At 56.8% G+C, this 23,889-nt stretch carries 24 protein-coding genes; 5 read left to right on the top strand and 19 right to left on the bottom strand.

Going from position 1 to position 23,889, the window contains the following annotated elements:
* Positions 1-13 precede the first annotated feature (13 nt).
* On the bottom strand, positions 14-1,426 hold the full coding sequence (gene dnaB, locus HCH49_RS19730; protein ID WP_023310046.1) for a replicative DNA helicase: 1,413 nt from the start codon (positions 1,424-1,426) through the stop codon (positions 14-16).
* 66 nt (positions 1,427-1,492) lie between these two features.
* Between dnaB and HCH49_RS19725 the strand changes: the two genes are divergently transcribed.
* The gene (locus tag HCH49_RS19725; RefSeq protein WP_039264131.1) at positions 1,493-2,476 is read left to right on the top strand and encodes a quinone oxidoreductase; all 984 of its coding nucleotides are present in this window, start codon (positions 1,493-1,495) and stop codon (positions 2,474-2,476) included.
* 184 nt (positions 2,477-2,660) lie between these two features.
* Here HCH49_RS19725 and pspG read toward each other — a convergent pair whose 3' ends face one another.
* The 4 genes from pspG to HCH49_RS19705 form a co-directional block, all read right to left on the bottom strand.
* Positions 2,661-2,903 carry an envelope stress response protein PspG gene (gene pspG / locus HCH49_RS19720; protein WP_023310044.1) on the bottom strand — a complete coding sequence of 81 codons (243 nt, stop codon included), beginning with the start codon at positions 2,901-2,903 and terminating at the stop codon, positions 2,661-2,663.
* Positions 2,904-3,039: 136 nt separating this feature from the next.
* Positions 3,040-4,035: a tRNA dihydrouridine(20/20a) synthase DusA gene (gene dusA, locus HCH49_RS19715; protein WP_045355242.1), complete on the bottom strand. Its 996-nt coding sequence runs from the start codon at positions 4,033-4,035 to the stop codon at positions 3,040-3,042.
* Positions 4,036-4,117: 82 nt separating this feature from the next.
* Positions 4,118-5,428 (bottom strand): conjugal transfer protein TraF, encoded by a 1,311-nt coding sequence (locus tag HCH49_RS19710; RefSeq protein ID WP_221703269.1) that lies wholly within the window; start codon positions 5,426-5,428, stop codon positions 4,118-4,120.
* Positions 5,429-5,600: 172 nt separating this feature from the next.
* A complete protein-coding gene (locus tag HCH49_RS19705; protein ID WP_023310041.1) occupies positions 5,601-6,089 on the bottom strand; it encodes a cupin domain-containing protein in 489 nt (162 codons plus the stop codon).
* 115 nt (positions 6,090-6,204) lie between these two features.
* On the opposite strand from HCH49_RS19705, the gene zur reads away from it, so the two are divergent.
* Positions 6,205-6,717, top strand: coding sequence for a zinc uptake transcriptional repressor Zur (gene zur, locus HCH49_RS19700; RefSeq protein WP_182072270.1), 513 nt, complete (start codon positions 6,205-6,207; stop codon positions 6,715-6,717).
* Between the two features lie 69 nt (positions 6,718-6,786).
* Here the strand turns inward: zur and HCH49_RS19695 are convergent, their stop codons facing one another.
* From HCH49_RS19695 to HCH49_RS19680, 4 genes are all read right to left on the bottom strand, one after another.
* Positions 6,787-6,996 carry a CsbD family protein gene (locus tag HCH49_RS19695; protein WP_014830284.1) on the bottom strand — a complete coding sequence of 70 codons (210 nt, stop codon included), beginning with the start codon at positions 6,994-6,996 and terminating at the stop codon, positions 6,787-6,789.
* 120 nt (positions 6,997-7,116) lie between these two features.
* Positions 7,117-8,454 (bottom strand): MATE family efflux transporter DinF, encoded by a 1,338-nt coding sequence (dinF, locus tag HCH49_RS19690; RefSeq protein WP_221703268.1) that lies wholly within the window; start codon positions 8,452-8,454, stop codon positions 7,117-7,119.
* 63 nt (positions 8,455-8,517) lie between these two features.
* Positions 8,518-9,126 (bottom strand): transcriptional repressor LexA, encoded by a 609-nt coding sequence (lexA, locus tag HCH49_RS19685; protein WP_023310039.1) that lies wholly within the window; start codon positions 9,124-9,126, stop codon positions 8,518-8,520.
* A gap of 108 nt (positions 9,127-9,234) precedes the next feature.
* On the bottom strand, positions 9,235-9,603 hold the full coding sequence (locus HCH49_RS19680; RefSeq protein WP_023334158.1) for a diacylglycerol kinase: 369 nt from the start codon (positions 9,601-9,603) through the stop codon (positions 9,235-9,237).
* 154 nt (positions 9,604-9,757) lie between these two features.
* On the opposite strand from HCH49_RS19680, the gene plsB reads away from it, so the two are divergent.
* Entirely contained in the window at positions 9,758-12,178 is a 2,421-nt protein-coding gene (gene plsB, locus HCH49_RS19675; protein WP_033144402.1) for a glycerol-3-phosphate 1-O-acyltransferase PlsB, read from the top strand.
* Between the two features lie 119 nt (positions 12,179-12,297).
* Here the strand turns inward: plsB and gntU are convergent, their stop codons facing one another.
* The 5 genes from gntU to HCH49_RS19650 form a co-directional block, all read right to left on the bottom strand.
* The gene (gntU, locus tag HCH49_RS19670) at positions 12,298-13,638 is read right to left on the bottom strand and encodes a gluconate transporter (protein WP_023310036.1); all 1,341 of its coding nucleotides are present in this window, start codon (positions 13,636-13,638) and stop codon (positions 12,298-12,300) included.
* A 3-nt stretch (positions 13,639-13,641) separates the two neighbouring features.
* Positions 13,642-14,169: a gluconokinase gene (gene gntK / locus HCH49_RS19665; protein ID WP_008503362.1), complete on the bottom strand. Its 528-nt coding sequence runs from the start codon at positions 14,167-14,169 to the stop codon at positions 13,642-13,644.
* Between the two features lie 126 nt (positions 14,170-14,295).
* The gene (gene gntR / locus HCH49_RS19660; RefSeq protein WP_221703267.1) at positions 14,296-15,291 is read right to left on the bottom strand and encodes a gluconate operon transcriptional repressor GntR; all 996 of its coding nucleotides are present in this window, start codon (positions 15,289-15,291) and stop codon (positions 14,296-14,298) included.
* Between the two features lie 101 nt (positions 15,292-15,392).
* The gene (locus tag HCH49_RS19655; RefSeq protein WP_003861565.1) at positions 15,393-16,088 is read right to left on the bottom strand and encodes a pirin family protein; all 696 of its coding nucleotides are present in this window, start codon (positions 16,086-16,088) and stop codon (positions 15,393-15,395) included.
* A 122-nt stretch (positions 16,089-16,210) separates the two neighbouring features.
* A complete protein-coding gene (locus tag HCH49_RS19650) occupies positions 16,211-17,248 on the bottom strand; it encodes an oxidoreductase (RefSeq protein ID WP_221703266.1) in 1,038 nt (345 codons plus the stop codon).
* A gap of 256 nt (positions 17,249-17,504) precedes the next feature.
* Here HCH49_RS19650 and yhhY point away from each other — a divergent pair, with 256 nt between their 5' ends.
* Entirely contained in the window at positions 17,505-17,993 is a 489-nt protein-coding gene (gene yhhY, locus HCH49_RS19645; protein WP_033144400.1) for an N-acetyltransferase, read from the top strand.
* 106 nt (positions 17,994-18,099) lie between these two features.
* Here the strand turns inward: yhhY and ggt are convergent, their stop codons facing one another.
* Positions 18,100-19,845, bottom strand: coding sequence for a gamma-glutamyltransferase (gene ggt / locus HCH49_RS19640; protein ID WP_193743819.1), 1,746 nt, complete (start codon positions 19,843-19,845; stop codon positions 18,100-18,102).
* A 123-nt stretch (positions 19,846-19,968) separates the two neighbouring features.
* Between ggt and HCH49_RS19635 the strand changes: the two genes are divergently transcribed.
* Entirely contained in the window at positions 19,969-20,346 is a 378-nt protein-coding gene (locus HCH49_RS19635) for a DUF2756 family protein (protein ID WP_063440727.1), read from the top strand.
* On the opposite strand, the gene ugpQ is transcribed toward HCH49_RS19635, so the two are convergent.
* The 4 genes from ugpQ to ugpA are packed head-to-tail and all read right to left on the bottom strand — an operon-like array spanning position 20,330 to position 23,874.
* A complete protein-coding gene (gene ugpQ / locus HCH49_RS19630) occupies positions 20,330-21,076 on the bottom strand; it encodes a glycerophosphodiester phosphodiesterase (RefSeq protein ID WP_143346395.1) in 747 nt (248 codons plus the stop codon). The two genes, HCH49_RS19635 and ugpQ, sit on opposite strands and share 17 nt — an antisense overlap.
* On the bottom strand, positions 21,073-22,143 hold the full coding sequence (locus tag HCH49_RS19625) for a sn-glycerol-3-phosphate import ATP-binding protein UgpC (RefSeq protein ID WP_221703265.1): 1,071 nt from the start codon (positions 22,141-22,143) through the stop codon (positions 21,073-21,075). The genes ugpQ and HCH49_RS19625 overlap by 4 nt, the downstream gene beginning before the upstream one ends.
* A 1-nt stretch (position 22,144) precedes the next feature.
* Positions 22,145-22,990: a sn-glycerol-3-phosphate ABC transporter permease UgpE gene (gene ugpE / locus HCH49_RS19620; protein WP_028015153.1), complete on the bottom strand. Its 846-nt coding sequence runs from the start codon at positions 22,988-22,990 to the stop codon at positions 22,145-22,147.
* Positions 22,987-23,874 carry a sn-glycerol-3-phosphate ABC transporter permease UgpA gene (ugpA, locus tag HCH49_RS19615; RefSeq protein ID WP_221703264.1) on the bottom strand — a complete coding sequence of 296 codons (888 nt, stop codon included), beginning with the start codon at positions 23,872-23,874 and terminating at the stop codon, positions 22,987-22,989. Before ugpA ends, ugpE begins: the two co-directional genes overlap by 4 nt.
* Between the last annotated feature and the right edge of the window lie 15 nt (positions 23,875-23,889).

The following is a 23,889-nucleotide window of genomic DNA, read 5'->3' as shown; positions in this document are numbered from 1 at the left end:
AATTCCTTAGAAATTACTCATCATCATATTGAGGACCGGCATAGTTGTCGAAACGCGACCACTGTCCGTTAAAGGTCAGACGCACCGTCCCGATTGGGCCGTTACGTTGTTTACCAATAATAATTTCGGCGATCCCTTTCAGGTCGCTGTTCTCGTGATAAACCTCATCACGGTAGATAAACATGATTAAGTCGGCATCCTGCTCGATGGAGCCGGACTCACGCAGGTCAGAGTTGACCGGGCGCTTGTCGGCACGTTGTTCCAGAGAGCGGTTCAGCTGCGACAGCGCGACGACCGGTACGTGCAGCTCTTTGGCTAACGCCTTGAGCGAGCGGGAAATCTCCGCAATTTCAAGCGTACGGTTGTCGGAAAGCGACGGGACGCGCATCAGCTGAAGGTAGTCGATCATGATGAGGCCGATGCCGCCGTGTTCACGGGCGATACGGCGCGCGCGGGAGCGCACTTCCGTCGGCGTCAGGCCGGAGGAGTCATCGATATAGATGTTACGTTTTTCCAGCAGAATGCCCATGGTGCCGGAAATGCGCGCCCAGTCTTCATCATCGAGCTGGCCGGTACGAATGCGGGTCTGATCCACGCGCGACAGCGACGCCAGAGAACGCATCATAATCTGCTCGGAGGGCATCTCAAGGCTGAAGATCAATACCGGCTTATCCTGCAACATCGCCGCGTTTTCGACGAGGTTCATCGCAAAGGTAGTTTTACCCATCGACGGACGCGCGGCGACGATAATCAAATCCGACGGCTGCAGACCGGCGGTTTTCTTGTTCAAATCGTCATAGCCGGTGTTTACCCCGGTCACTCCGTCGTGCGGCTGCTGGAACAGCTGTTCGATACGGGCAACGGTGGCGTCGAGGACATCGGCGATGTTTTTTGGACCTTCGTCTTTATTGGCGCGGCTTTCGGCGATTTTAAAGACGCGGGATTCAGCGAGGTCGAGCAGGTCTTCGCTGGTGCGCCCCTGCGGATCAAAACCGGCCTCGGCGATCTCATTCGCCACCGAGATCATCTCGCGGACGACGGCACGTTCGCGCACGATATCGGCATACGCGCTGATGTTCGCCGCACTAGGCGTGTTTTTTGACAGTTCCGCCAGATAGGCAAACCCGCCGCAGCTGTCGAGCTGACCAAGGCGCTCCAGCGATTCCGCGAGCGTGATCAGGTCGATTGGGCTGCCCGACTCCTGCAGGCGCGCCATTTCGGTAAAGATGTGGCGGTGCGGGCGGGTGTAGAAATCTTCCGCCACGACGCGCTCGGCGACGTCGTCCCAGCGCTCGTTATCCAGCATTAAACCGCCCAACACCGACTGTTCCGCTTCAATCGAGTGCGGCGGGACCTTTAACCCTGCGACCTGGAAATCACGCTCGCGAGGTTCAGTCTGTTTGTTGAAGGGTTTGTTTCCTGCCATAGTGAATGGAGTTACCGAGATAAAGAGTGGGTCGAAAGATTACCATATTTTTCTTACGGAGGGAGCATGGCAACGCGCATTGAATTCCAGAAACACGGTGGGCCAGACGTACTGAAAGCGGTGGAGTTCACCCCTGCCGCGCCTGGCGAAAACGAAGTGCAGGTTGAAAACAAAGCCATAGGCATAAACTACATCGACACCTATATTCGCGGAGGTCTCTATCCGCCGCCGTCAATGCCGAGCGGCCTGGGCACCGAGGCGGCCGGGGTCGTCGTCAAAGTGGGCAGCGCGGTTAAGCATATTAAAGAGGGCGATCGCGTGGTGTACGCGCAGTCTGCGCTGGGCGCTTACAGCTCCGTCCACAACGTTCCGGCGGATAAAGCCGCCCTGCTGCCTAACGCTATCTCCTTCGAGCAGGCGGCGGCCTCGTTCCTGAAAGGTCTGACGGTTTACTACCTGCTGCGCAAAACCTATGAAATTAAGCCCGACGAGCAGTTTCTGTTTCATGCCGCAGCGGGTGGCGTCGGGCTCATCGCCTGTCAGTGGGCAAAAGCGCTGGGCGCGAAGCTGATCGGCACGGTCGGAAATGCACAAAAAGCGCAGCGCGCGCTGCAGGCGGGCGCCTGGCAGGTGATTAACTACCGTGAAGAGAGCATCGTTGAGCGGCTGAAGGAGATCACCAGCGGCAAAAAAGTGCGCGTGGTGTATGACTCGGTGGGGAAAGACACGTGGGAAGCGTCGCTGGACTGTCTTCAGCGCCGTGGTCTGATGGTCAGCTTCGGCAATGCGTCTGGCGCGGTAACCGGCGTTAATCTCGGTATTCTGAATCAGAAAGGTTCGCTGTATGTGACTCGCCCTTCCCTGCAGGGATACATCACCAACCGGGAAGAACTTGAGGAAGCCAGCAACGAGCTGTTCTCGCTGATCGCCAGCGGCGTCATCAAAGTGGATGTGGCAGATGCGCAGAAATTCGCGCTGACCGATGCGCAGCGCGCGCATGAGGTGCTGGAGAGCCGGGCGACGCAGGGGTCGAGCTTGTTGATTCCCTGATCCCCAAAAAGAAATTGGGCTTCCCGTGGGAAGCCCTTTCTTTTTTTAGTTCGGCTGTATGTAGGGTACAGCTCGATGAATTCTTTAACGGCAGTCATAGTGACAGATTCGATAACTAAATCCTATTCTGTTCTAAGCCATGCCGCCGGAAAAGTTACAAGTATGTGACGAACCCCTCAATACCTTAGTAACGGAAGCGGTTATTGCGCTGATAACTGGGCACTTTTGGCGCTTTAATCGCCCGAATCACCCACACGACCGCAATGGCCAGCAGTAGCCACGGCAACAGTTTGATCGTCAGCGCAAACAATCCGCCAATAAACATGACCACCGTCGCCACCACGATAGCCGCCAGAATGCCGAGCAGCGAAACGCCTGTCGCTAACAGCATGACAAAAAAGCCAATCACAAAAAGTAGTTCCAGCATGGTGATCTCCCACGAGTTCCCGAGTAATGAAGTAAGCATTACAAGAATCATGCCAGTATTAACCTGTTGTTATTAAAGCAAAACGCCCCGCGAACGTTCGCAGGGCGTGGTGAATTTGACGAACTTTTAGCGAAAGTTATCGCTTGTCCGCCACCAGTCGCAGCGCATGTTCCAGCACCTCAATATCGGCTCCGGCTTTATGCGCATTCTCGCTCAGGTAGCGGCGCCACTGACGCGCGCCCGGAATACCCTGGAACAGGCCAAGCATATGGCGGGTGATATGGCCGAGATAGGTGCCATTGCTCAACTCGCGCTCAATGTAGGGGTACATCGCACGCACGACGGCAACCGGATCGGTGTCCGCGCCTTCGATGCCAAAGATTTCGCGATCGACCGTCGCCAGAATGCCCGGGTTCTGATACGCCTCGCGGCCGACCATCACGCCATCCATATGCGCCAGATGCGCTTTGGCCTCTTCCAGCGACTTGATGCCGCCGTTGATGGACATCGTCAGGTGCGGGAAGTCACGCTTCAGTTGATACACGCGCGGATAGTCCAGCGGCGGGATCTCACGGTTCTCTTTCGGGCTGAGGCCGGAGAGCCAGGCTTTTCGCGCGTGGATGATGAACATCTCACACTCTCCTTTCCCGGATACCGTGTTGATGAAGTCGCACAGGAATTCGTAGCTGTCCTGGTCGTCAATGCCGATACGGGTTTTGACCGTGACCGGAATGGAGACCACATCGCGCATCGCCTTGATACAGTCCGCTACCAGCTGTGCATTCCCCATCAGACAGGCGCCAAACATGCCGTTTTGCACGCGGTCGGACGGGCAGCCAACGTTCAGGTTGATCTCGTCGTAGCCGCGTTCTTCCGCCAGCTTCGCGCACTGCGCCAGCGCGGCCGGATCGCTACCGCCCAGCTGCAGGGCAACCGGATGCTCTTCTTCGCTATAGGCCAGATAGTCGCCCTTCCCGTGAATGATTGCGCCCGTGGTCACCATTTCGGTGTACAGCAGCGTATGGCGGGAGAGCTGGCGCAGGAAGTAGCGGCAGTGTCTGTCCGTCCAGTCGAGCATCGGCGCAATGGAGAAACGGTGTGCAGGGAAAGCGGTCTGTAATTCTGACGACATGGCGAAGTTTTAAGCATCTGGTGGAAAAGGGGCGCTACTATAGCACAAAGAAAAGCCGGAGGCTCAGCGCCTCCGGTGGACTTTAGAACGTCATGCTCAGCTGAGCCCCGGCGCCCCAGGTTTCGTCCTCGCCGTACAGGCCCATCAGGTCAACATGAACGGTACTGAACGGCGCGAAGCCGACACCGCCGGTAAAGACATTGCTGTCGTTACCCTTCACGTCCGCGCGATAACCCGCACGCACCGCCAGCCAGCTGAGCGGCGTAACCTCGGCACCGACGCCAACGTACTGCGACGTATCTTCGCTCTTGAAGCCTTTGGTTTCCGTCAGATCGCCATCGGCGGTCAGCGTCACCAGGTCGTTATGCCAGGCGGCGCCGGCGGTCACCAGCGGACGGATCTGGTAGGTGTCTTTGTAGCTCACCACTTCTCCCGTCCGGCCGTTGCGGATACGGATATCTTTGGTGTCGATATCGCGTGACATCAGGTTTTGACCGCTCACGCCAACCGTCCAGTGTTCGCCGAAATCAGCCGCGATACCGGCATCGACGTTAAAGCCCGTGTCGTCCGTGCGGTAGCGGCTGTCGTTCCACTTATTACTGTCGTAATCGTAGATTGACGTGGTGTAGTTATAGACCCAGGTTTTTTGCAGCTTTGGCGTCACGCCTACGGAAACCGGGACGCCGCCGAGGTCAAACTGACGGGCAACGGCAACACCATAGTCGGACACAATCGCTGCCCGGCCAGACGCCGTTGAGTTAAGGTTTTTAGTGATCTGATCCGTGCCGTTCAGCGCAGCGTCCAGGGCAACACCGGCAGCCACCACTTTGCTTTGTTGAATACCGCGCAGATAATCAATATCTTGCTGATCGATAGACGAGCTCACCCGGCCATGGGCATAGCCTTTCGCCATAAAGGCCACGGAAAGCACATCGTTAGGGATACTCACGGCAAGCCCTGCACCTGCCGTCGCGCGTGCGGTTTTACCCTTGAGATAGTCCAGCTCATCGGCCAGATCTTTGGCCGCGCCCTGGAATTGATTAATGGAACCTAACGGATTGATGATGATCTCCCTTGGCGTGAGGTCATCAACCACATCCTTATAGTGATTGATTTTGTCGTTGATGGTATCAATCTCGTCCTGAAGATTGTCCTCATCCGTCACCTGTACGCCAACGGACGGCAAAATGACCGTCACATCATCGTCCGGTTTTGCCTTTGCCAGCAACGCGGGGTTGATTAACGCCCCGCTACCATAGCTCCCGGAGGCAACGCCAGTGCCACCCATTGCGTCGCTACGTGATTCTGTCCAGGTATTGGCTGCTCCCGCCTGATTTGCCATAAACAAGGAAACAGCGATACTAACCACCGAAAATTTAAAATTTTTTTTCACAGTATGCCCGTTATAGTCTGTTATGAAATAACCCCTGTCTGTTATCACCCAAACAGGAACGAACTATTGCTGTGAATAAGTAGTAAAAGACCCGCTATTTCTATCCCTAAGTAAAACTCCCTTACGGCCTGTTATATTTTGTGACGGCCCTCAATATTTATAGAAGAGGAAATTATTTTTTCCCAGGTTTTCCATCATGCGGTCCAAAAAACTGGGGCGGGTGGTCTACCCAGCGATCCTCACGCGTGGCGGCATACACAGGGTTGAGCGGGTAGTAGATGCGGTTGTGCTTTTTGTTGGCCTCGCCAACGACCAGTAACCGCACCTCTTCGTCCGTGTTGTTGATAAAGGTGTGGCAAATACCGGTTCCGGCAGGAAACCCCACGCTGTCGCCCGGTTCAAGTTTCCATAAATAGCCATTGATCCACGCTTCTGGATGACCTTCGAGCACATAAACGAACTCTTCTTCATCGCTTTCCGCGTGCGGATAGGACGTCCTGCGCCCGGGCGGTAAACGCTCGTGATGGATACCAATGCGCCCGAGCCCAAGCTTGCGAGCCAACGGGGCGCCGATAGAAAAACGCTCATCGCTATCTGGATAGGTCGAATCATCCGCGCCTTCAACGTCGCGCCAATGTCGAATACAGTCAGGTTTTTTCATTGTTTATTTCCCGGTTTGCAATGGGTCAGGTATAGCACAGACTGGCGGATCTCGGCGTTTTTACCAGAACATGATAAAGTGAGGGTTTTCCGTCCTATAACATCCGGGGTGCTAAATGGATAAGTCCACAAAAGAGCTGTTAGCGCAGGCCGAAAAGCTGTGTGCGCAACGCAATGTGCGCCTGACTCCGCAGCGCCTTGAAGTCTTACGTCTGATGAGCCTGCAGCAGGGTGCCATCAGCGCTTACGATCTGCTGGACCTGCTCCGCGAAAGCGAGCCGCAGGCGAAACCACCGACCGTGTATCGCGCCCTGGATTTCCTGCTGGAACAAGGATTCGTGCATAAAGTTGAGTCCACAAACAGCTACGTGTTGTGCCATCTGTTCGATCAGCCCACCCATACATCGGCGATGTTTATCTGTGACCGCTGCGGCGTGGTGAAAGAAGAAGCTGCGGAAGGCGTGGAAGATATTATGCATACGCTGGCGGCGAAAATGGGTTTTGCCCTGCGTCATAACGTGATTGAAGCGCACGGGCTGTGCTGTGCCTGCGTGGAAGTGGAAGCCTGCCGTCATCAGGACGCATGTCAGCACGACCACTCTATTCTTGTGAAGAAAAAACCGCGTTAGCAGTAAAAGCAAAGGCGGCTCATGGCCGCCCTCAGGGTGTACTTCCTTGTACTTGCGGGTATAGCCCGGTTACCAGCGGTAGTCGTTGCGTTTTTCCCAGTCGCCCACTTCTTTTTCCGCCTGGTCTTTTGCGTAGCCGTAACGCTCCTGGATTTTACCGACAAGCTGATCGCGTTTACCTTCAATGACGGTCATATCGTCATCGGTCAGCTTACCCCACTGTTCTTTCGCTTTACCTTTGAACTGCTTCCAGTTGCCGCCGATTTCGTCTTTATTCATCATCGTGTCCTCTTAGTTAAGCGTCGGGTCGTAACGTCCGTTACGTTCTTTTCTGCTGGACGTGATAATTATTGTAGTTAAGGATTCGGCAGTTGATTTGATATTCGGAATCTTTAACCGTCACGATATATCGTGACGTGAAGGGAACCAGGTATCGTTTTGCCAGTGGCGGTGCCAGATAAAAGCCAGCGATATCCCTCGCAGCGAGAGGAAAACGGCCAGGGCCAGCCACAAACCGTGATTACCCAGCCAGGGAAGCGTCAGCAGCGTCAGACCAAACCCGGCCGCCGCGACCGCCATGCTGTTACGCATTTCCGCTCCGCGCGTCGCACCAATGAACATGCCGTCCAGCAGATAACACCAGACGCCGACCACCGGTAAGATGACTTGCCAGATGAGATAGTGACTCGCCAGCTCGCGCAGCGCAGGAAGAGACGTAAGCAACGCGACAATTTGCTCACCAAAGCAGGCGTATACCAGGCCAAACGCCAGCGCCACCAGCCCAGACTGGCGGCAGGCTGCCCGCCAGACGCCCCTAAGCTGCCCGCTTTCGCGCGCCCCGTACGCCTGCCCGGAATGCGCTTCTACCGCATAGGCAAATCCGTCCAGCGCGTAGGCGGTAAAGGTCAGCAGCGTCATCAATACCGCGTTGACCGCGACGATTTCTGGCCCCAGTCGGGCCCCGAAAACCGTCAGCGCGCCGAAGCAGAGCTGAAGCAGCAGCGAGCGCAGCATGATGTCACGATTGAGCGCCAGCAGCTTACGGATATTGCCGCGCCATGCGGTTTTGAGCAGCGCCAGGGAGATCCCGCGCATCGCCAGCACGCGCCAGACCATCCACAGACCGATAATCAAGGTTCCGTATTCGGCAATTGCCGTCGCCAGCGCCGCGCCCCGCACGTTCATATGCAGGCCCATTACCAGCCAGACATCCAGCACAATGTTGAGAAGGTTGCCTGCCACCAGCAAAATCACTGGCGCACGGGCGTACTGTACGCCCAGTAGCCACCCCAGCAGAACCAGGTTTGCCAGCGAGGCGGGCGCGCTGAGCCAGCGAATTTCAAGGAAACGTCGCGCCTGCGCCAGTACCGCCTCGCTGCCGCCGACAACATGGAGCGCAAGGTCGATCAGGGGCGTACGTAATAAAACGATTAACACTCCCGCGCCAAGCGCAAGGATCAGCGGCTGGACCAGCGCGCGCGCCAGACGCAGCGGATCTTTTGCACCATAAGCCTGTGCCGTGAGCCCGGTGGTGCTCATGCGCAAAAAGAGCAGCAGCATAAACAGGAAGCTGGTTGCCGTCGCGCCAATCGCCACGCCGCCAAGATAAACAGGCGAATCAAGATGACCAATAACGGCAGTATCGACCAGCCCCAGCAAGGGCACGGTGATATTAGAGAAAATCATCGGCAGAGCGAGACGCCACAATGCCTTATCTGATTCCGTCAGCAGTGACATGAAAAATACCGGGAGTGGAGAATGAAGCAGGCTACAGCGGCGCCATAGCCTGTCAGGAAGAGATTACAGCCATTCGCCGTTGCGAATGACCCCAACCGCCAGTCCTTCGATAGAGAAGTTGTGTTCGCGGAGGTCGACCACAATCGGGGAGAATTCGTTGTTTTCAGGCAGCAGCTGAACGGTGTTACCCTGTTTTTTCAGACGCTTGACGGTAACTTCATCATCAATGCGCGCGACAACTACCTGGCCGTTACGCACATCCTGCGTTTTGTGCACCGCAAGCAGATCGCCATCAAGAATACCGATGTCTTTCATCGACATACCGCTAACGCGCAGCAGGAAATCTGCGCTCGGTTTGAACATGCCAGGATCGACCTGGTAGTGGCCTTCAATATGTTGCTGTGCCAGTAAAGGCTCACCGGCGGCAACACGGCCTATCAGCGGAATGCCCGTCTCTTCTTCCACCAGCAGGCGGATACCGCGTGACGCGCCTGAAACAATCTCAATCACGCCTTTACGCGCCAGCGCTTTCAGGTGTTCTTCGGCAGCATTCGGAGAACGGAAGCCCAGACGCTGCGCGATTTCCGCACGCGTGGGTGGCATACCCGTCTGGCCGATATGATCCCGGATGAGATCAAACACCTCTTGCTGCCTGGTCGTTAACGCTTTCATTCCGCCCCCTGGGTGTATATACAGTTATGCTGTGAGTATATACAGTCAAAGGCGATTTTGGAACCAAAAACTGCACAAAAAACCAGGGACTTAATTATTCCTCGAGGCTCATCGGAAATGTGACCAAAGCAGCGTGACCCAGGTGATAACGGCAGTGATAATCGCCAGCAACACGGCAGCAGAGCCCATGTCTTTTGCGCGGCCAGAAAGCTCGTGGAAATCTGAACCAATGCGATCAACAACGGCTTCAATAGCGCTATTAAGAATTTCCACTATCATCACCAGAAGCACGGAACCGATAAGAAGTACGCGGGTAATAGCATCAACATCAAGGAAACAGGCGATGATCACCGCGATGATAGCGGCGACGCCCTCCTGGCGAAAGGCGGCTTCGTTGATCCACGCGGCACGGAAACCTTTCCATGAATAGCCGGCTGCTTTGATGATACGCGTTAACCCAGTGGTATTATTGGCCATTAAAAGAACCTTTTATGAAAAAAAGCGTCAGTAACAGGAACTGTAGCGCGTTTCGCTACAGCCTGAAGTATGACGGGTAACAACAGAAATTTTGCGCGCTTTCTGTTATCCTTGCGCCGCAATTGCATTATTAACCAGAGGCTTTACATCGTTTATGTCCGGCTGGCCACGAATTTACTACAAATTACTTAATTTACCATTAAGCATCCTGGTAAAAAGCAAGTCTATCCCAGCAGAACCCGCGCTGGAATTGGGGCTCGATACGTCGCGTCCTATTATGTACGTTTTGCCTTATAACTCGAAGGCAGACTTACTGACGCTTCGCGCCCAGTGTCTGGCGCATGACTTACCGGACCCGCTTGAACCGCTTGAAGTTGACGGTACGCTGCTGCCGCGCTACGTGTTCATTCACGGTGGACCGCGCGTGTTTACCTACTACACGCCAAAAGAAGAGTCCATCAAGCTGTTCCACGACTATCTTGACCTGCACCGCAGCAACCCCGATCTGGATGTGCAGATGGTGCCGGTATCGGTGATGTTTGGTCGTCGTCCGGGCCGTGAAAAAGGTGAAGAGAACCCGCCGCTGCGCATGCTTAACGGCATCCAGAAGTTCTTCGCTGTCTCCTGGCTGGGACGCGACAGCTTTGTGCGTTTCTCCCCTTCCGTTTCGCTGCGTCGTATGGCGGACGAGCACGGTACCGACAAGATCATCGCGCAAAAACTGGCGCGCGTGGCGCGTATGCACTTCGCCCGCCAGCGCCTCGCTGCCGTAGGACCGCGTCTCCCGGCGCGTCAGGATCTGTTCAACAAGCTGCTGGCCTCCAAAGCGATTGCCCGCGCCGTTGAAGACGAAGCGCGCAGCAAGAAAATATCGCATGAGAAAGCCCAGCAGAACGCCATTGCGCTGATGGAAGAGATTGCAGCGAACTTCTCTTACGAGATGATTCGCCTGTCCGATCGTATTCTCGGCTTTACCTGGAACCGCCTGTATCAGGGCATCAACGTTCATAATGCCGAACGTGTGCGTCAGCTGGCGCACGATGGCCATGAGATTGTCTATGTTCCCTGCCACCGCAGCCACATGGACTACCTGCTTCTTTCCTACGTGCTCTATCACCAGGGGCTGGTACCGCCGCACATTGCTGCCGGTATCAACCTGAATTTCTGGCCAGCAGGTCCGATTTTCCGCCGCCTGGGCGCGTTCTTTATCCGTCGCACCTTCAAGGGCAACAAGCTCTACTCCACCGTGTTCCGCGAATATCTGGGCGAGCTGTTCAGCCGCGGCTATTCCGTGGAGTACTTCGTGGAGGGCGGTCGTTCCCGTACCGGACGTCTGCTCGATCCGAAGACCGGCACGCTGTCGATGACCATTCAGGCGATGCTGCGCGGAGGAACCCGTCCAATCACGCTGGTGCCAATCTACATTGGCTATGAGCACGTGATGGAAGTGGGCACGTACGCCAAAGAGCTGCGCGGTGCGACCAAAGAGAAAGAGAGCCTGCCGCAGATGCTGCGCGGTTTGAGCAAGCTACGCAATCTCGGTCAGGGCTACGTGAACTTCGGCGAACCGATGCCGCTGATGACGTATCTTAACCATCACGTTCCCGAGTGGCGCGAGTCCATCGATCCTATCGAAGCGATTCGTCCGGCCTGGCTGACGCCAACGGTCAACGGCATCGCGTCCGAGCTGATGGTGCGCATTAACAACGCCGGTGCGGCTAACGCCATGAACCTGTGCTGTACGGCGCTTCTGGCTTCGCGTCAGCGCTCGCTGACCCGCGAACAGCTCACGGAGCAGCTGGATTGCTATCTGGACATGATGCGCAACGTGCCGTATTCCGTTGATTCAACCGTGCCTTCTGCTACCGCCAGTGAGCTTATCGATCACGCGCTGCAGATGAACAAGTTTGAAGTCGAAAAGGACACGATCGGCGACATCATCATTCTGCCGCGCGAGCAGGCAGTGCTGATGACCTACTACCGCAACAACATCACCCATATGCTGATGCTGCCGTCGCTCATGGCGGCTATCATCACCCAACATCGCCGTATTTCGCGTCAGGAGCTATTGCGTCACGTTGAGACGCTCTATCCGATGCTGAAAGCGGAGCTGTTCCTGCGCTGGAGCAAAGACGAGCTGGCGGGCGAACTGGACAAACTGACGGAAGAGCTGCGTCGTCAGGGGCTGATCACCGTCTCAAACGACGAGCTGCACATCAATCCGTCGCGTTCCCGAACTCTGCAACTGCTTGCGGCCGGTGCGCGCGAAACGCTGCAGCGCTACGCCATTACGTTCTGGCTGCTGAGTGCGAACCCGTCTATCAACCGCGGCACGCTGGAGAAAGAGAGCCGGACGCTGGCACAGCGCCTGTCCGTTCTGCACGGCATTAACGCCCCGGAGTTCTTCGACAAAGCGGTCTTCAGCTCTCTGGTCCTGACGCTGCGTGACGAAGGCTACATCAGCGATACGGGCGATGCCGAGCCGGAAGAGACGCTGAAGGTGTACCAGATGCTGGCCGAACTCATTACGTCGGATGTGCGTTTGACGATCGAGAGCGCGACGCAGGGCGAGTGATGTGAAAAAGCCAGGTTGGTGGTTTCACCTGACCCGGCCTGGCGTTCTGCATAATATAAAGGCCCGGTAAGCGTTAACGCTACCGGGCCTTATTTTTGAGCCTTGTTAAATCACCGCATTCAGCTCAGCAGTGTGAAAGCAATCATCCCGACAATGGCGCCCGTTGTGCCAAGGATGGTTTCCATCAGCGTCCAGGTTTTCAGGGTTTGCGCTTCGGTGGCGCCGGTAAATTTACCGAACAGCCAGAAGCCCGCGTCGTTAACGTGAGAGACCACAATCGAACCGCCCGCGATACAGATAGACAGCGCGGCCATCTGCGCACCGGAGTAGTTCAGCTGTTCAATCACCGGCATCACCAGACCCACGGCGGTTAAGCACGCCACGGTTGCGGAACCCTGGATGATGCGCACCGCCGCGGCCAGCACGAAGCAGGTGACCGCAATCGGCAGGCCCATCCCGGTCAGCGCTTCGCCCAGAGCTGGGCCTACGCCGGAATCCACCAGCACCTGCTTGAACACGCCGCCAGCGCCGATCACCAGCAGGATAATGCCCGCCGGCTGCAGCGCGGCACCGCAGATCTCCATCACCCGGTCTTTTGGCATTCCCTGACGCATCGCCAGGCCGTAAATCGCCACCAGACACGCCACCAGGATCGCCGTGAACGGATGACCGATGAACTCGAACCATTCGTAGGCGCTGGAACCCACCGGCACAAAGCGCGCGGCGATGGTTTTCAGTCCCACGAGAACCAGCGGGAGCAGGATCAGCGACAGGCTGAAGCCGAAGGACGGCATTTTGCCCTCGCCCAGGTGCGGCTCGGTGACGTCATCCGGAATGTGTAGCTCAACGTAACGGCTGATGAAGTTGCCCCACAGCGGACCGGCAATAATCATCCCCGGGATTGCCGCGCACAGGCCAATCAGGATCATCCAGCCAAAGTCAGCGTGCATCTGGGACGCCAGCAGCATCGGCGCAGGCCCAGGCAGCAGAAACGCTGCGGCTGCCGCCACGCCCGCAAACAGCGGAATAACCAGCTTCACGAGGTTAGTGCCGGTATGGCGCGCCATGGAGAACGCGACGCTTATCAGCAGCACAACGGCCACTTCGAAGAACAGCGGCAGCGCGCAAATCAGGCCAGCCAGACCAATCGCGTAGTGCGCGCGGCTGTGGCCAAAGGATTTCAGCATCTTGACGGCAATCTGGTCGACCGCGCCCGTCTCGTGCAAAATCTTGCCAAACATCGCGCCAAGGGCGACCACAATCGCCAGGAAGCCCAGCGTGCCTCCCATCCCTTTTTCCATCGTCGCGGCGATCTTGTCGAGCGGCATACCGGAAAAGAGACCTGCACCTATAGAAACCACCATCAAAGCGACAAAAGCGTGCATACGCGCCTTCATCACTAAAAACAGCAGCAGCAACACGGAACCCACTGCTGTCAAAACTAGCGTTAATGTACTCAAAACTTACTGCCTTTTATTAATGACCTCGATGGTGCTGGCAACAACACCTTCCAGTGACTGATCGATATCAACCACTAAGACGTCTTTCTCATCTTCACCCGGCTCCTGCAGCGCTTCGAACTGCGTCACCAGCATCTGGGTTTTGAAGAAGTGACCTTTACGCGCCTTCAGGCGGCTTTCAATCACCTCGAAGTCCCCCTTCAGGTAGATGAAAGAGAGGTTCGGGTTACCGTCGCGCAGCAGGTCGCGGTAGGTTTTTTTCAGCGCAGAGCAGACGATCAGGGAGACTTTGTTGGTGCGCTGCATGGCGAACGCGGCGTCATTAAGCGCCTGCAACCACGGTTTGCGGTCGTCGTCGTTCAGCGGCTCGCCTGAGGCCATTTTCATGATGTTGCTGCGCGGATGGAGGAAGTCGCCATCAAGGAACGCTGCCTGGAGTTGATGCGCCACTTCGCTGGCTACGGCTGATTTCCCGCTACCGGAAACGCCCATCAGGACGTAGACGTGGTGATCGTGATTAGTCGTGCTCAAAGGGTGTCCCTCAGTCAATTGTTACGGGTAACAGTTATCGGTAACATTGTCCTGCCGGGGCAAAAGAGAAGCAATATCCAAACGTGCGCGAAGTGAATAAGTGTGAGCTACTTCAAATTTGTCAGTTCAAATAGATCCACCCGGTGACAAGGTGAAACCTAAATCTAACATTTTTGGGGTAACCGTCTCGCCACGAATGCGCGCCAGCAGGCGTTCTGCGCCAATGCGGCCCATACGTTCACGCGGGGTCAGGACGCTCGCCAGACGCGGCTCCATCACCTGGCCAATGTCGTGGCCGTGGAAACCGGCAATTGCCATATCATCCGGGATCTTGAGTCCCAGACGCTGACACTCAAACGCCGCGCCGACCGCAAGGTCATCGTTGGTGCAGAAAATACCGTCCAGTTGTGGATACTCGCGTCGTGCCTGACGCATCAGCTCAATACCCGACGTATAGGAAGAAGACTGCTCCACCATCACGCTGTACGGAGTTAGGTTCGCGTCGAGCATCGCCTGCTCGTATCCCTTCTGTTTGATGATAGTACGTTCATCAAGACGCGCCCCCAGATAGGCGATATGACGATGCCCACGGGCAATGATGGCCGCCGTCATCTGGCGCGCCGCTTCGAAGTTATCGAACCCCACGGCGATATCGAGGCACGGCGACTGGCTGTCCATCAGCTCCACCACCGGGATACCGGCCACTTCAATCATTTTGAGCGTGCGGGCAGTGTGGGTACGTTCGGTTAAAATCAGGCCGTCGATGTTCCAGGAAAGCATCGATTCAAGACGTTCCTCTTCCAGTTCCGGCTTGTACCCGTAGTGGGCGAGCATGGTTTGATAGCCAAAAGCATCGGTGACGCTTTCAATGCCGCGCAAAACTTCGGCGAAAACCTGGTTGGTCAGGGAAGGAAGCAGGACGCCCACCGCACGGCTGGTCGCATTGGAGAGAATATCGGGCGCGCGGTTGGGGATATAACCCAGTTCATCAAGGGCAGTGGCAATCTTGCCACGCAACGCCACGGAAACCTGTTCCGGGTTACGTAAAAAACGGCTGACCGTCATTTTGGTCACACCGACGCGATCGGCGACATCCTGAAGTACGGGGCGTTTCTTTTTCATCGTCCTGAGAAATCTTGAAGTGAGAGATTTGCTCAGTTTATCACGGACAAAGCCCATCCTTCCCCTGTCAAAGGGAAGGATGGGCATTTATTTATGATTTATTACACCGGCGGCAGGTCAAACAGCAGAATTTCACTTTCGCTGTCGGCATGCACGGAAAGCGCCTGCTCATCCCAGACGGCGAGGCCATCGGCGGTTGTCGCTTTGGTGCCGTTGATAGACACTTCACCTTTCACCACCTGGATCCAGACGCGGCGGTTGGCGGCAATCTGGTGCACAGACTGTTCGTCTTTCGCCAGCGCCCAGCGGTACAGTTCCATATCCTGATGCACCTTCAGGGAACCTTCACGCGCATCCGGGGACAGCACCAGCTGTTTGCCCTGTTTCGCGTCGAAGCGGCGTTGTTCGTAGCGTGGCGTGATGCCGGTCTCTTCTGGAATGATCCAGATTTGATACAGGTGCAGTTTTTCCGTTTTGCTCGGGTTGTACTCGGAGTGACGCACCCCGGTACCCGCGCTCATAATCTGGAACTCGCCCGCCGGAACCTGCTCTTTGTTGCCCATGCTGTCCTGGTGTTCCACCGCCCCTTCCAGCACATAGGTCAGGATTTCCATGTCTTTGTGCGGGTGGGTACCGAAGCCCTGGCCTGCATCAATCACGTCGTCGTTAATCACGCGCAGTGCGGAGAAGCCCATGAAGTTCGGGTCGTAGTAGTCGGCAAACGAGAATGAATGCCATGAGTCCAGCCAGCCATGATTCGCGTGACCACGTTCGTTTGCTTTGCGTAAGTAGATCATTGTTTCACCCTCAGTTCGTTTCGATGGAGTAAGTGTGGACGCAAACCGCCTGGGATCATAGAGGGTGAAAATTGACTCCTCTGTTCAAAAATTATGAACAAGCGCAGAGGAGCCGTTTTTGCTTATTTCGCGAGGGTTACCGTGGCAGGAGAAGCCTGCTCGAAGGCCCGTTCGAGGATTTCCAGGTTGGTCAGAACGTCAGATTCCTTGACGTAATTCGGCGCGCCGGTTGTGAGGGTTTCGTATAGCGCATCGTAGACGCGGCCATAGTCGCCAATTTCCGGTTTCAGCTCTTCCCTGACCGTTACGCCCTCATCGTTCACATACTCCAGCACGCCCACGGAATTATCCGCCGCAAAGCCCGGTTCACCCGGCATGATGTTGGCCTTCAGGCTGGTCTCCTGCTGGTCGATGCCGTACTTAATGAACGATCCTTTGGTGCCGTGAACGATAAATTTCGGATAGTCGATTTTCACCAGATGGCTGGTTTTGACGATGGCCTTCAGGTCGCCGTAGAACAGCTGCGCTTCAAAGGTGTCGTCCGGGTTGGCTTTATTACGCAGGCTGCGGATGTCATACGCCACGTGGTCCGGTCGGCCAAACAGGGAGATGATCTGGTCCATCGTATGCACGCCCAGACCATAGAACGAGCCGTCCTGCGGCAGGCCTGGTTGGGTTTCCGCCACCGGACGGTAGTAATCGAAGTGGCTTTCGATTTCCACAATGTCGCCCAGCTTGCCGCTTTCAATCGCCTTTTTCGCCGTCAGGAAGCAGCTGTCAAAGCGACGGTTCTGATACGGCGTAACGGTCAGGCCTTTACTTTTCGCCAGCGCGAACAGCGCTTTTGCTTCGGCGATAGTTGGGGTGAACGGCTTTTCCACCAGCACGTTTTTACCCGCTTCCAGCGCGCGTTTCGCATAGTCAAAATGGCTGTCGGCGTGGGTGCAGACAACAACCAGTTTGACCTGCGGATCGTTAAGTACTTCATCAAGAGCGCTGGTGAAATGGATATGGGAATACTGCGGGGATTGCTCTTCCGGCTTCGCGCGGCGGCGGAAGATGTGCGCGACGTGCCAGCTGTGTTTACGGTTGAGAACATACGGCAGGTGGTAGCGGGTCGTACTTTTACCAAATCCAATAAATGCGCAATGTAGTGTCATGGCTCAGTCCTTTTGGAAGGTTACTGAGTCTAACCATAACAAAAAAAAAGCCAGCTAAAAGCTGGCTAAAGTAATACTGGAAGCAATGTGAGCAATGTCGTGCTTTCAGGTTCCCGTAGCGGTCTTCCTGAATGCAGAGCAATAATAATCATTCTCATTCGCACTTGTCCAATACTTTTTGCAAAAAATAGCGGTTGACTCAAATTTTAAAGTCATTGATGTTGAAAGGGACGTTTAACTGACTGAGGAATAAGGAATGAGTGAGATAGTGATACGCCATGCGGAACCGAAAGATTATGACGCCATTCGTCAGATCCACGCCCAGCCGGAGGTGTACCACAACACACTACAGGTTCCTCATCCCTCTGAGCAAATGTGGCAAGAACGGCTATCCGACCAGCCCGGCATCAAGCAGCTCGTCGCCTGCATAGAAGGTCATGTCGCCGGCCATCTGTGCATCGTCGTCGCGCAACGCCCGCGCCGCAGCCATGTGGCTGATTTTGGGATTTGTGTCGGCGCGCAGTGGCAAAACCGTGGCGTTGCCAGCGCTCTGATGCGCACCATGATTGATATGTGCGATAACTGGCTGCGCGTTGACCGCATTGAGCTGACGGTATTTGTCGATAACGAACCGGCGATTGCGGTGTACAAAAAACACGGGTTCGAAATTGAAGGCACCGGCAAACGCTATGCCCTGCGCAACGGTGAATATGTGGACGCGTATTATATGGCGCGAATGAAGTGACACACTCCCCTCACCCCGGCCCTCTCCCCACAGGGGCGAGGGAGAAAAGACCGCACCGTGCAATCCCCTCTCCCCTGCGGGGAGAGGGTTAGGGTGAGGGGAATCGTTAATACCCCGCCGACAAATCATCCACCGACCGCGGGTCCGACGCGCCAAACAGCGCCCCGTCCGGCCCGACCATAATGCTCTGGGTGCTGCCCATCGCCTCCTTCACCGCCACCTTCTGCCCGCGCTGTTCAAGCAGCTTGATGGTGTCCGGGCTAAAGCCCTTCTCGACGCGCAGCTCGTCCGGCAGCCACTGGTGATGGAAACGCGGAGCGTTGGTCGCTTCGGCGACGTTCATCCCAAAGTCGATGCTGTTCACCACCATTTGCAGCACGGTGGTGATAATACGGCTGCCGCCAGGGCTGCCGGTCACCAGCCAGGTTTTTCCGTCTTTCACGACAATGGTGGGCGACATGGACGACAGCGGACGTTTCTTCGGCCCTACCGCATTCGCATCGCCGCCCACCAGCCCGTAGACGTTCGGCACGCCCGGTTTGGCAGAGAAGTCATCCATCTCGTTGTTCAGCAGAATACCGCTGTTGCCCGCCACAATCCCGGTGCCGAAGGTGGTGTTGAGCGTGTACGTCACCGCCACCGCGTTACCGTCTTTATCCACCACCGAGAAGTGGGTGGTCTGGTTGCTTTCATACGGCGCCAGCTTGCCGGGGCGGATCTCGCTCGACGGTTTAGCCTTGTTGATGTCGATCTGATCGGCAATGGATTTGGCATACGCCTTGTTGGTCAGCGCCTGCCACGGCACCTTCACGAAGTCCGGATCGCCGAGATATTCCGACCGGTCGGCGTAGGCGCGTTTTTCCGCTTCCGCCATCACCTGCATGGCGTCCGCGCTGCCGAAGCCGAACTTGTGCATATCGAAGTTTTCGAGAATATTGAGGATCTGCACGATGTGGATCCCACCGGAGGACGGCGGCGGCATGGAGAAGACCTCGTATCCGCGATAGGTACCGCTAATCGGCTCGCGCTCCACCGCCTTGTATTCCGCCAGATCCGCTTTGGTGATGAGCCCGCCGTTCTTCTGCATCTCTTCGGCAATCTGGTCGGCAATCGCCCCTTTGTAGAAGGCGTCCGGGCCGTGCTCAGCAATCAGCTCCAGGCTTTTGGCGAGGTTCTTCTGCACCAGCTTATCGCCCTTCTTCAGCGGCTCACCGTCTTTCCAGAAGATGGCCTTGCTGTTTTCGTGATTCGGAATGACTTCGCTGCCGTAGGTCTTGAGATCGTCCGCCAGCGCATCGTTTACCACAAAGCCATCGCGCGCCAGCTTGATGGCAGGCTGCACCACCTTGTTCAGCGGCATCGTGCCGTATTTTTCCAGCGCCAGCGAGAAGCCCGCAACGGTGCCCGGCGTGCCGGTGGCGAGGTGCGAAGTCAGGGATTTTTTGCTGTCAGGGTTACCCTGATCGTCGAGGAACATATCGCGGGACGCCTGAGAAGGCGCCATTTCGCGGAAATCGATAGCGGTGGTTTTGCCGTCTTTGGTGCGCAGCATCATAAAACCGCCGCCGCCCAGGTTCCCCGCCTGCGGATGCGTCACCGCCAGCGCATAGCCGACGGCGACCGCTGCATCCACCGCGTTACCGCCCTGCCTGAGAATATCGACGCCCACTTTTGTTGCCAGCGCATCCACTGACGCCACCATGCCATGGGTTGCCCGCACGGGATGAAAAACATCTTCCTCCACGCCATAAGAGACCGGAGGCGCCGCTGGCGGGTTGGCCGCCACGCTAAATGTACCGCCAGCCATCAGCGCTGCGATGGCGACCCAGCGCAAAAACGTTGGTTTCATCATTATTGTTCTCCAGGTGTTAGGGTCCATATTCCCCGCTTAAGCCTGGTTCACAACTCCTAAAAAATCATCGTCATGGTGAAATCGGGGTAAACTTAAGAGAGACCTCAAAAGGAGGAAATGACAATGAAACGCTTATGGATCCTTACGGCGCTGATCCCGTTTGCCGCGCTCGCACAGCCACTCAACACCATGAATAACCCGAACCAGCAGGGTTATGTCATTCCGAGCCAGCAGCGTATGCAGACGGAGATGATGAGCCAGCAACAGCAGCAGAAAGGGATGCTTAATCAGCAGCTTAAAACGCAGACCCAGATGCAGCAGCAAAGCCTGCAAAATCAGATGAACGCCAACACCCAGCGCGTGCAGCAGGGGCAGATGCGCGAGCAGCCGCTGCCGAATAAAAACGGCGGGATGTTAGGAGGAATGACGTCGTCAGGCAGCGGACAGCAGCACATGCTGCCGCCGCAGTCGAATGGCAGTATGCTTAATCCGCAGAACTAAAGTCCGGGCCGATCAGGTCGATTGCATCGGTACAGATGCTGTCCACGCCCCAGCGCAGCAGTTCGGCTGCGCGCTGGGGTTTGTTAACCGTGTAGACCAGAATATGCAGGCCCGCGTCCTTCAGCATCTTCACCCGCGCCTCATCCAGCAGCCTGTGGTTGAGATGGATAGAAACGCACGCTAAGCGTGTCATCAGCTCGCGCCAGTCCTCGCGCCACTCGTCAAGCAGCAGCCCGCGCGGCAGTTCCGGTACGGCCGCCTGTGCGGCCTCCAGCGCATCGATTTCAAATGATGACAGCAGCGGCGCGGTCATCCCTTCCCACAGCTCGCGCGCGGCCAGGGCAATGACTTTGCCCGTCAGCGGCCCGGTGCCGGTGGTCGGTTTGATTTCGATATTGGCCATCATGCCGTGCTGGCGACAGCGGTCCGCCACTTCCGCCAGCAGCGGCAGCGGTTCGCCTTTGAATTCGCCGCTGTACCAGCTTCCGGCGTCCACCTTCAGCAGATCGCGCCACGGCAGCTCGCCCGCCACGCCCCAGCCGTTGCTGGTGCGTTCGAGGTTATCGTCATGCAGCAGGAAAATTTCGCCGTCTTTCGACAGCTTGGCGTCGAACTCGATCATCGTGTGACCGTAGCGCGCGCCGACGTCAATTGCCGCCAGGGTGTTCTCCGGCGCTAGCTTACCGCCGCCCCGGTGGGCGACGACGTGGGGATAAGGCCAGTTGCTCATACTCGTTGTCCTGTTTCACCGTCAAACAGGTGCAGATGGTTTTCCGGCAGGTGCAGCCACAGCGTGCTGCCTGCTTTCGGACGCTCCTGATGCGCCAGGCGCACCACCATTTTTTGTTCGCCCCAGCGCCCGTGCGCCAGGTTATCTGCACCCAACATCTCCAGCGTGTCCATCACCAGCGGCACGCCGCCGTCCGCCTGAGAGGTTAAAACGATATGCTCGGGGCGGACTCCAAGCGTCATCTTACGCCCGGCGTAGCCACGATAGTACCAGTTGATCGGCAACGCCATCCCGCTTTCCAGCTCAAAATGCGTTCCCGCGCTGCTGATACGCCCTTCCAGCAGGTTCATTGCCGGGCTGCCGATAAAGCTCGCCACAAAGCGGGTGGCCGGTTTCTCGTACACTTCCACCGGAGTGCCAATCTGCTCGGCGATGCCTTTGTTCATCACCATCACGCGCTGGGCGAGGGTCATGGCTTCGACCTGATCGTGGGTCACGTACAGAGAGGTGGTTTTCAGACGACGGTGCAGCTGCTGCAGCTCAAGACGCATCTGTACGCGCAGCTTGGCGTCGAGGTTAGACAGCGGCTCGTCGAACAGGAATACCGCCGGATCGCGCACGATGGCGCGCCCCATAGCCACGCGCTGGCGCTGGCCGCCGGAGAGCTCGCGCGGGCGGCGCTTCAGCAGGCCGTCCAGCTCGAGAATTCGCGCCGCCTCTTTCACCCGCTCGTCGATATGGCCTTTGCCCATGCCGCGGATTTTCAGCCCCCAGGCCATGTTCTCTTCTACGCTCATGTGCGGATAGAGTGCGTAGTTCTGGAACACCATCGCAATGCCTCTGTCTTTAGGCTCCATCTCGGTGACGCGCTGGCGGTCAATCCAGATATCCCCGGAGGTTACGCGCTCCAGCCCCGCCACCATGCGCAGCAGGGTGGATTTGCCGCAGCCGGACGGGCCGACCATCACGATGAATTCTCCGTCCGCCACGTCGAGCGTCAGCGGCTGAATCACCTGGGTTTTGCCATCCCAGCTTTTGGTTACTGCCTGAAGTTTTAAACCTGCCATCTTATTTCTCGCTATCGACCAGGCCGCGGACAAACGCGCGCTGCATGGCTAAAACAATGACTACGGGTGGGATAAGGGTGAGCAGCATCGCCGCCATCACCTGGTTCCAGAGCGTGGTGCCTTCGCCGGTGGCGATCATGCCTTTGATGCCCGCCACGGCGGTACCGAGGTTAACGTCCTGAATAATCAGCAGCGGCCACAGGTACTGGTTCCAGCCGTAGATAAAGGTGATCACAAACAGCGCTGCAAGGTTGGTTTTCGACAGCGGCAGCACGATGTCCCTGAAGAAGCGCATCGGCGACGCGCCGTCGATGCGCGCCGCTTCAATCAGCTCGTCCGGCAGGGTCATAAAGAACTGGCGGAACAGGAAGGTGGCGGTCGCCGAGGCCATCAGCGGCAGGGTTAAGCCCGCGTAGCTGTCGAGCATCTTCAGGTTGGCAATCACTTCTACCGTCGGGAAGATACGCACCTCTACCGGCAGCATCAGGGTGATAAAAATCATCCAGAAGAAGAGGTTACGCAGCGGAAAGCGGAACCAGACGATGGCGAAGGCCGAAAGCATCGACACCGTAATTTTGCCGACCGTAATGCCAAACGCCATGATGAAGCTGTTGAGCATCATCAGCCAGAACGGCGCGCTGTTGGCGCCCACGCCCTGAGTCCAGATGGTCTTCATGTTCTCGAACAGATGCCCGCCGGGGATCAGCGTCATCGGCGTGTCGAACACCGCTTTGGTGTCCAGCGTGGCGGCGACAAACGCCACGTACAGCGGGAAGAGGATGACGATAATCCCTAAAATCAGCATGGTATGGCTGAAAATCGTCAGCCCGCGACGGTTCTCAATCATTGGTAGCGCACCTTACTTTCGACATAGCGGAACTGCACCACCGTGAGGATGATGACGAGGAACATCAGCACGACCGACTGCGCGGCGGAGGCGGAGAGATCCAGCCCCGCAAAGCCTTCGCGGTAGATTTTGTAAATCAGCGTGGTGGTCGCCTGCACCGGGCCGCCTGCGGTCGCCGCGTCGATCACCGGGAAGGTGTCGAAGAAGGCGTACACGAGGTTAACCACCAGCAGGAAGAAACTCACCGGGGCGATCAGCGGCAGCGACAGCCTGAAGAAACGATGAATGGGCCCTGCGCCGTCAATCGCCGCGGCTTCCACCAGCGAGCGCGGAATGGACTGCAGCGCGGCAAAGAAGAACAGGAAGTTGTAGCTGATCTGCTTCCACACCGAGGCGAACACCACCAGGAACATGGCCTGACCGCTGTTCTGGGCGTGGTTCCAGTCGTAGCCGAACTCGGCCAGGAAGTGGGTAATCAACCCGCGACCGGGGTTAAACAGGAAGATCCACAGTACGGCGGCGACGGCGGGAGCCACGGCGTAAGGCAGCAGCATCAGGGTTTGATAAATACGGCTGCCGCGCACCACGTAGTCCACCAGCGCGGCGAAAAACAGCGAGGCAACCAGACCGCTGACGGTCACCAGCGCGCTGAACTTCATCGTCGTCCAGAAGGAGTCCAGGTAGTAGCTGTCGTGGAACAGTGCGGTAAAGTTGTCCAGGCCAACAAACTGGCTGGAAAGCCCGAACGGGTCGACGCTTTGTACCGAGTACCACAGCGCTTCGCCCGCAGGCCAGATAAAGAAGATAACGGTGATGACCAGCTGCGGCGCGACCAGAAGATAGGGCAGCCAGCGGGAACGGAACACCGGACGGGATGATGACATAGGTTTGCTCTGTAG

Source organism: Enterobacter sp. Y17 (assembly GCF_019730495.1).
Taxonomy (GTDB): domain Bacteria; phylum Pseudomonadota; class Gammaproteobacteria; order Enterobacterales; family Enterobacteriaceae; genus Enterobacter; species Enterobacter asburiae_B.
This window is presented reverse-complemented; position numbering and strand designations above follow the sequence as displayed.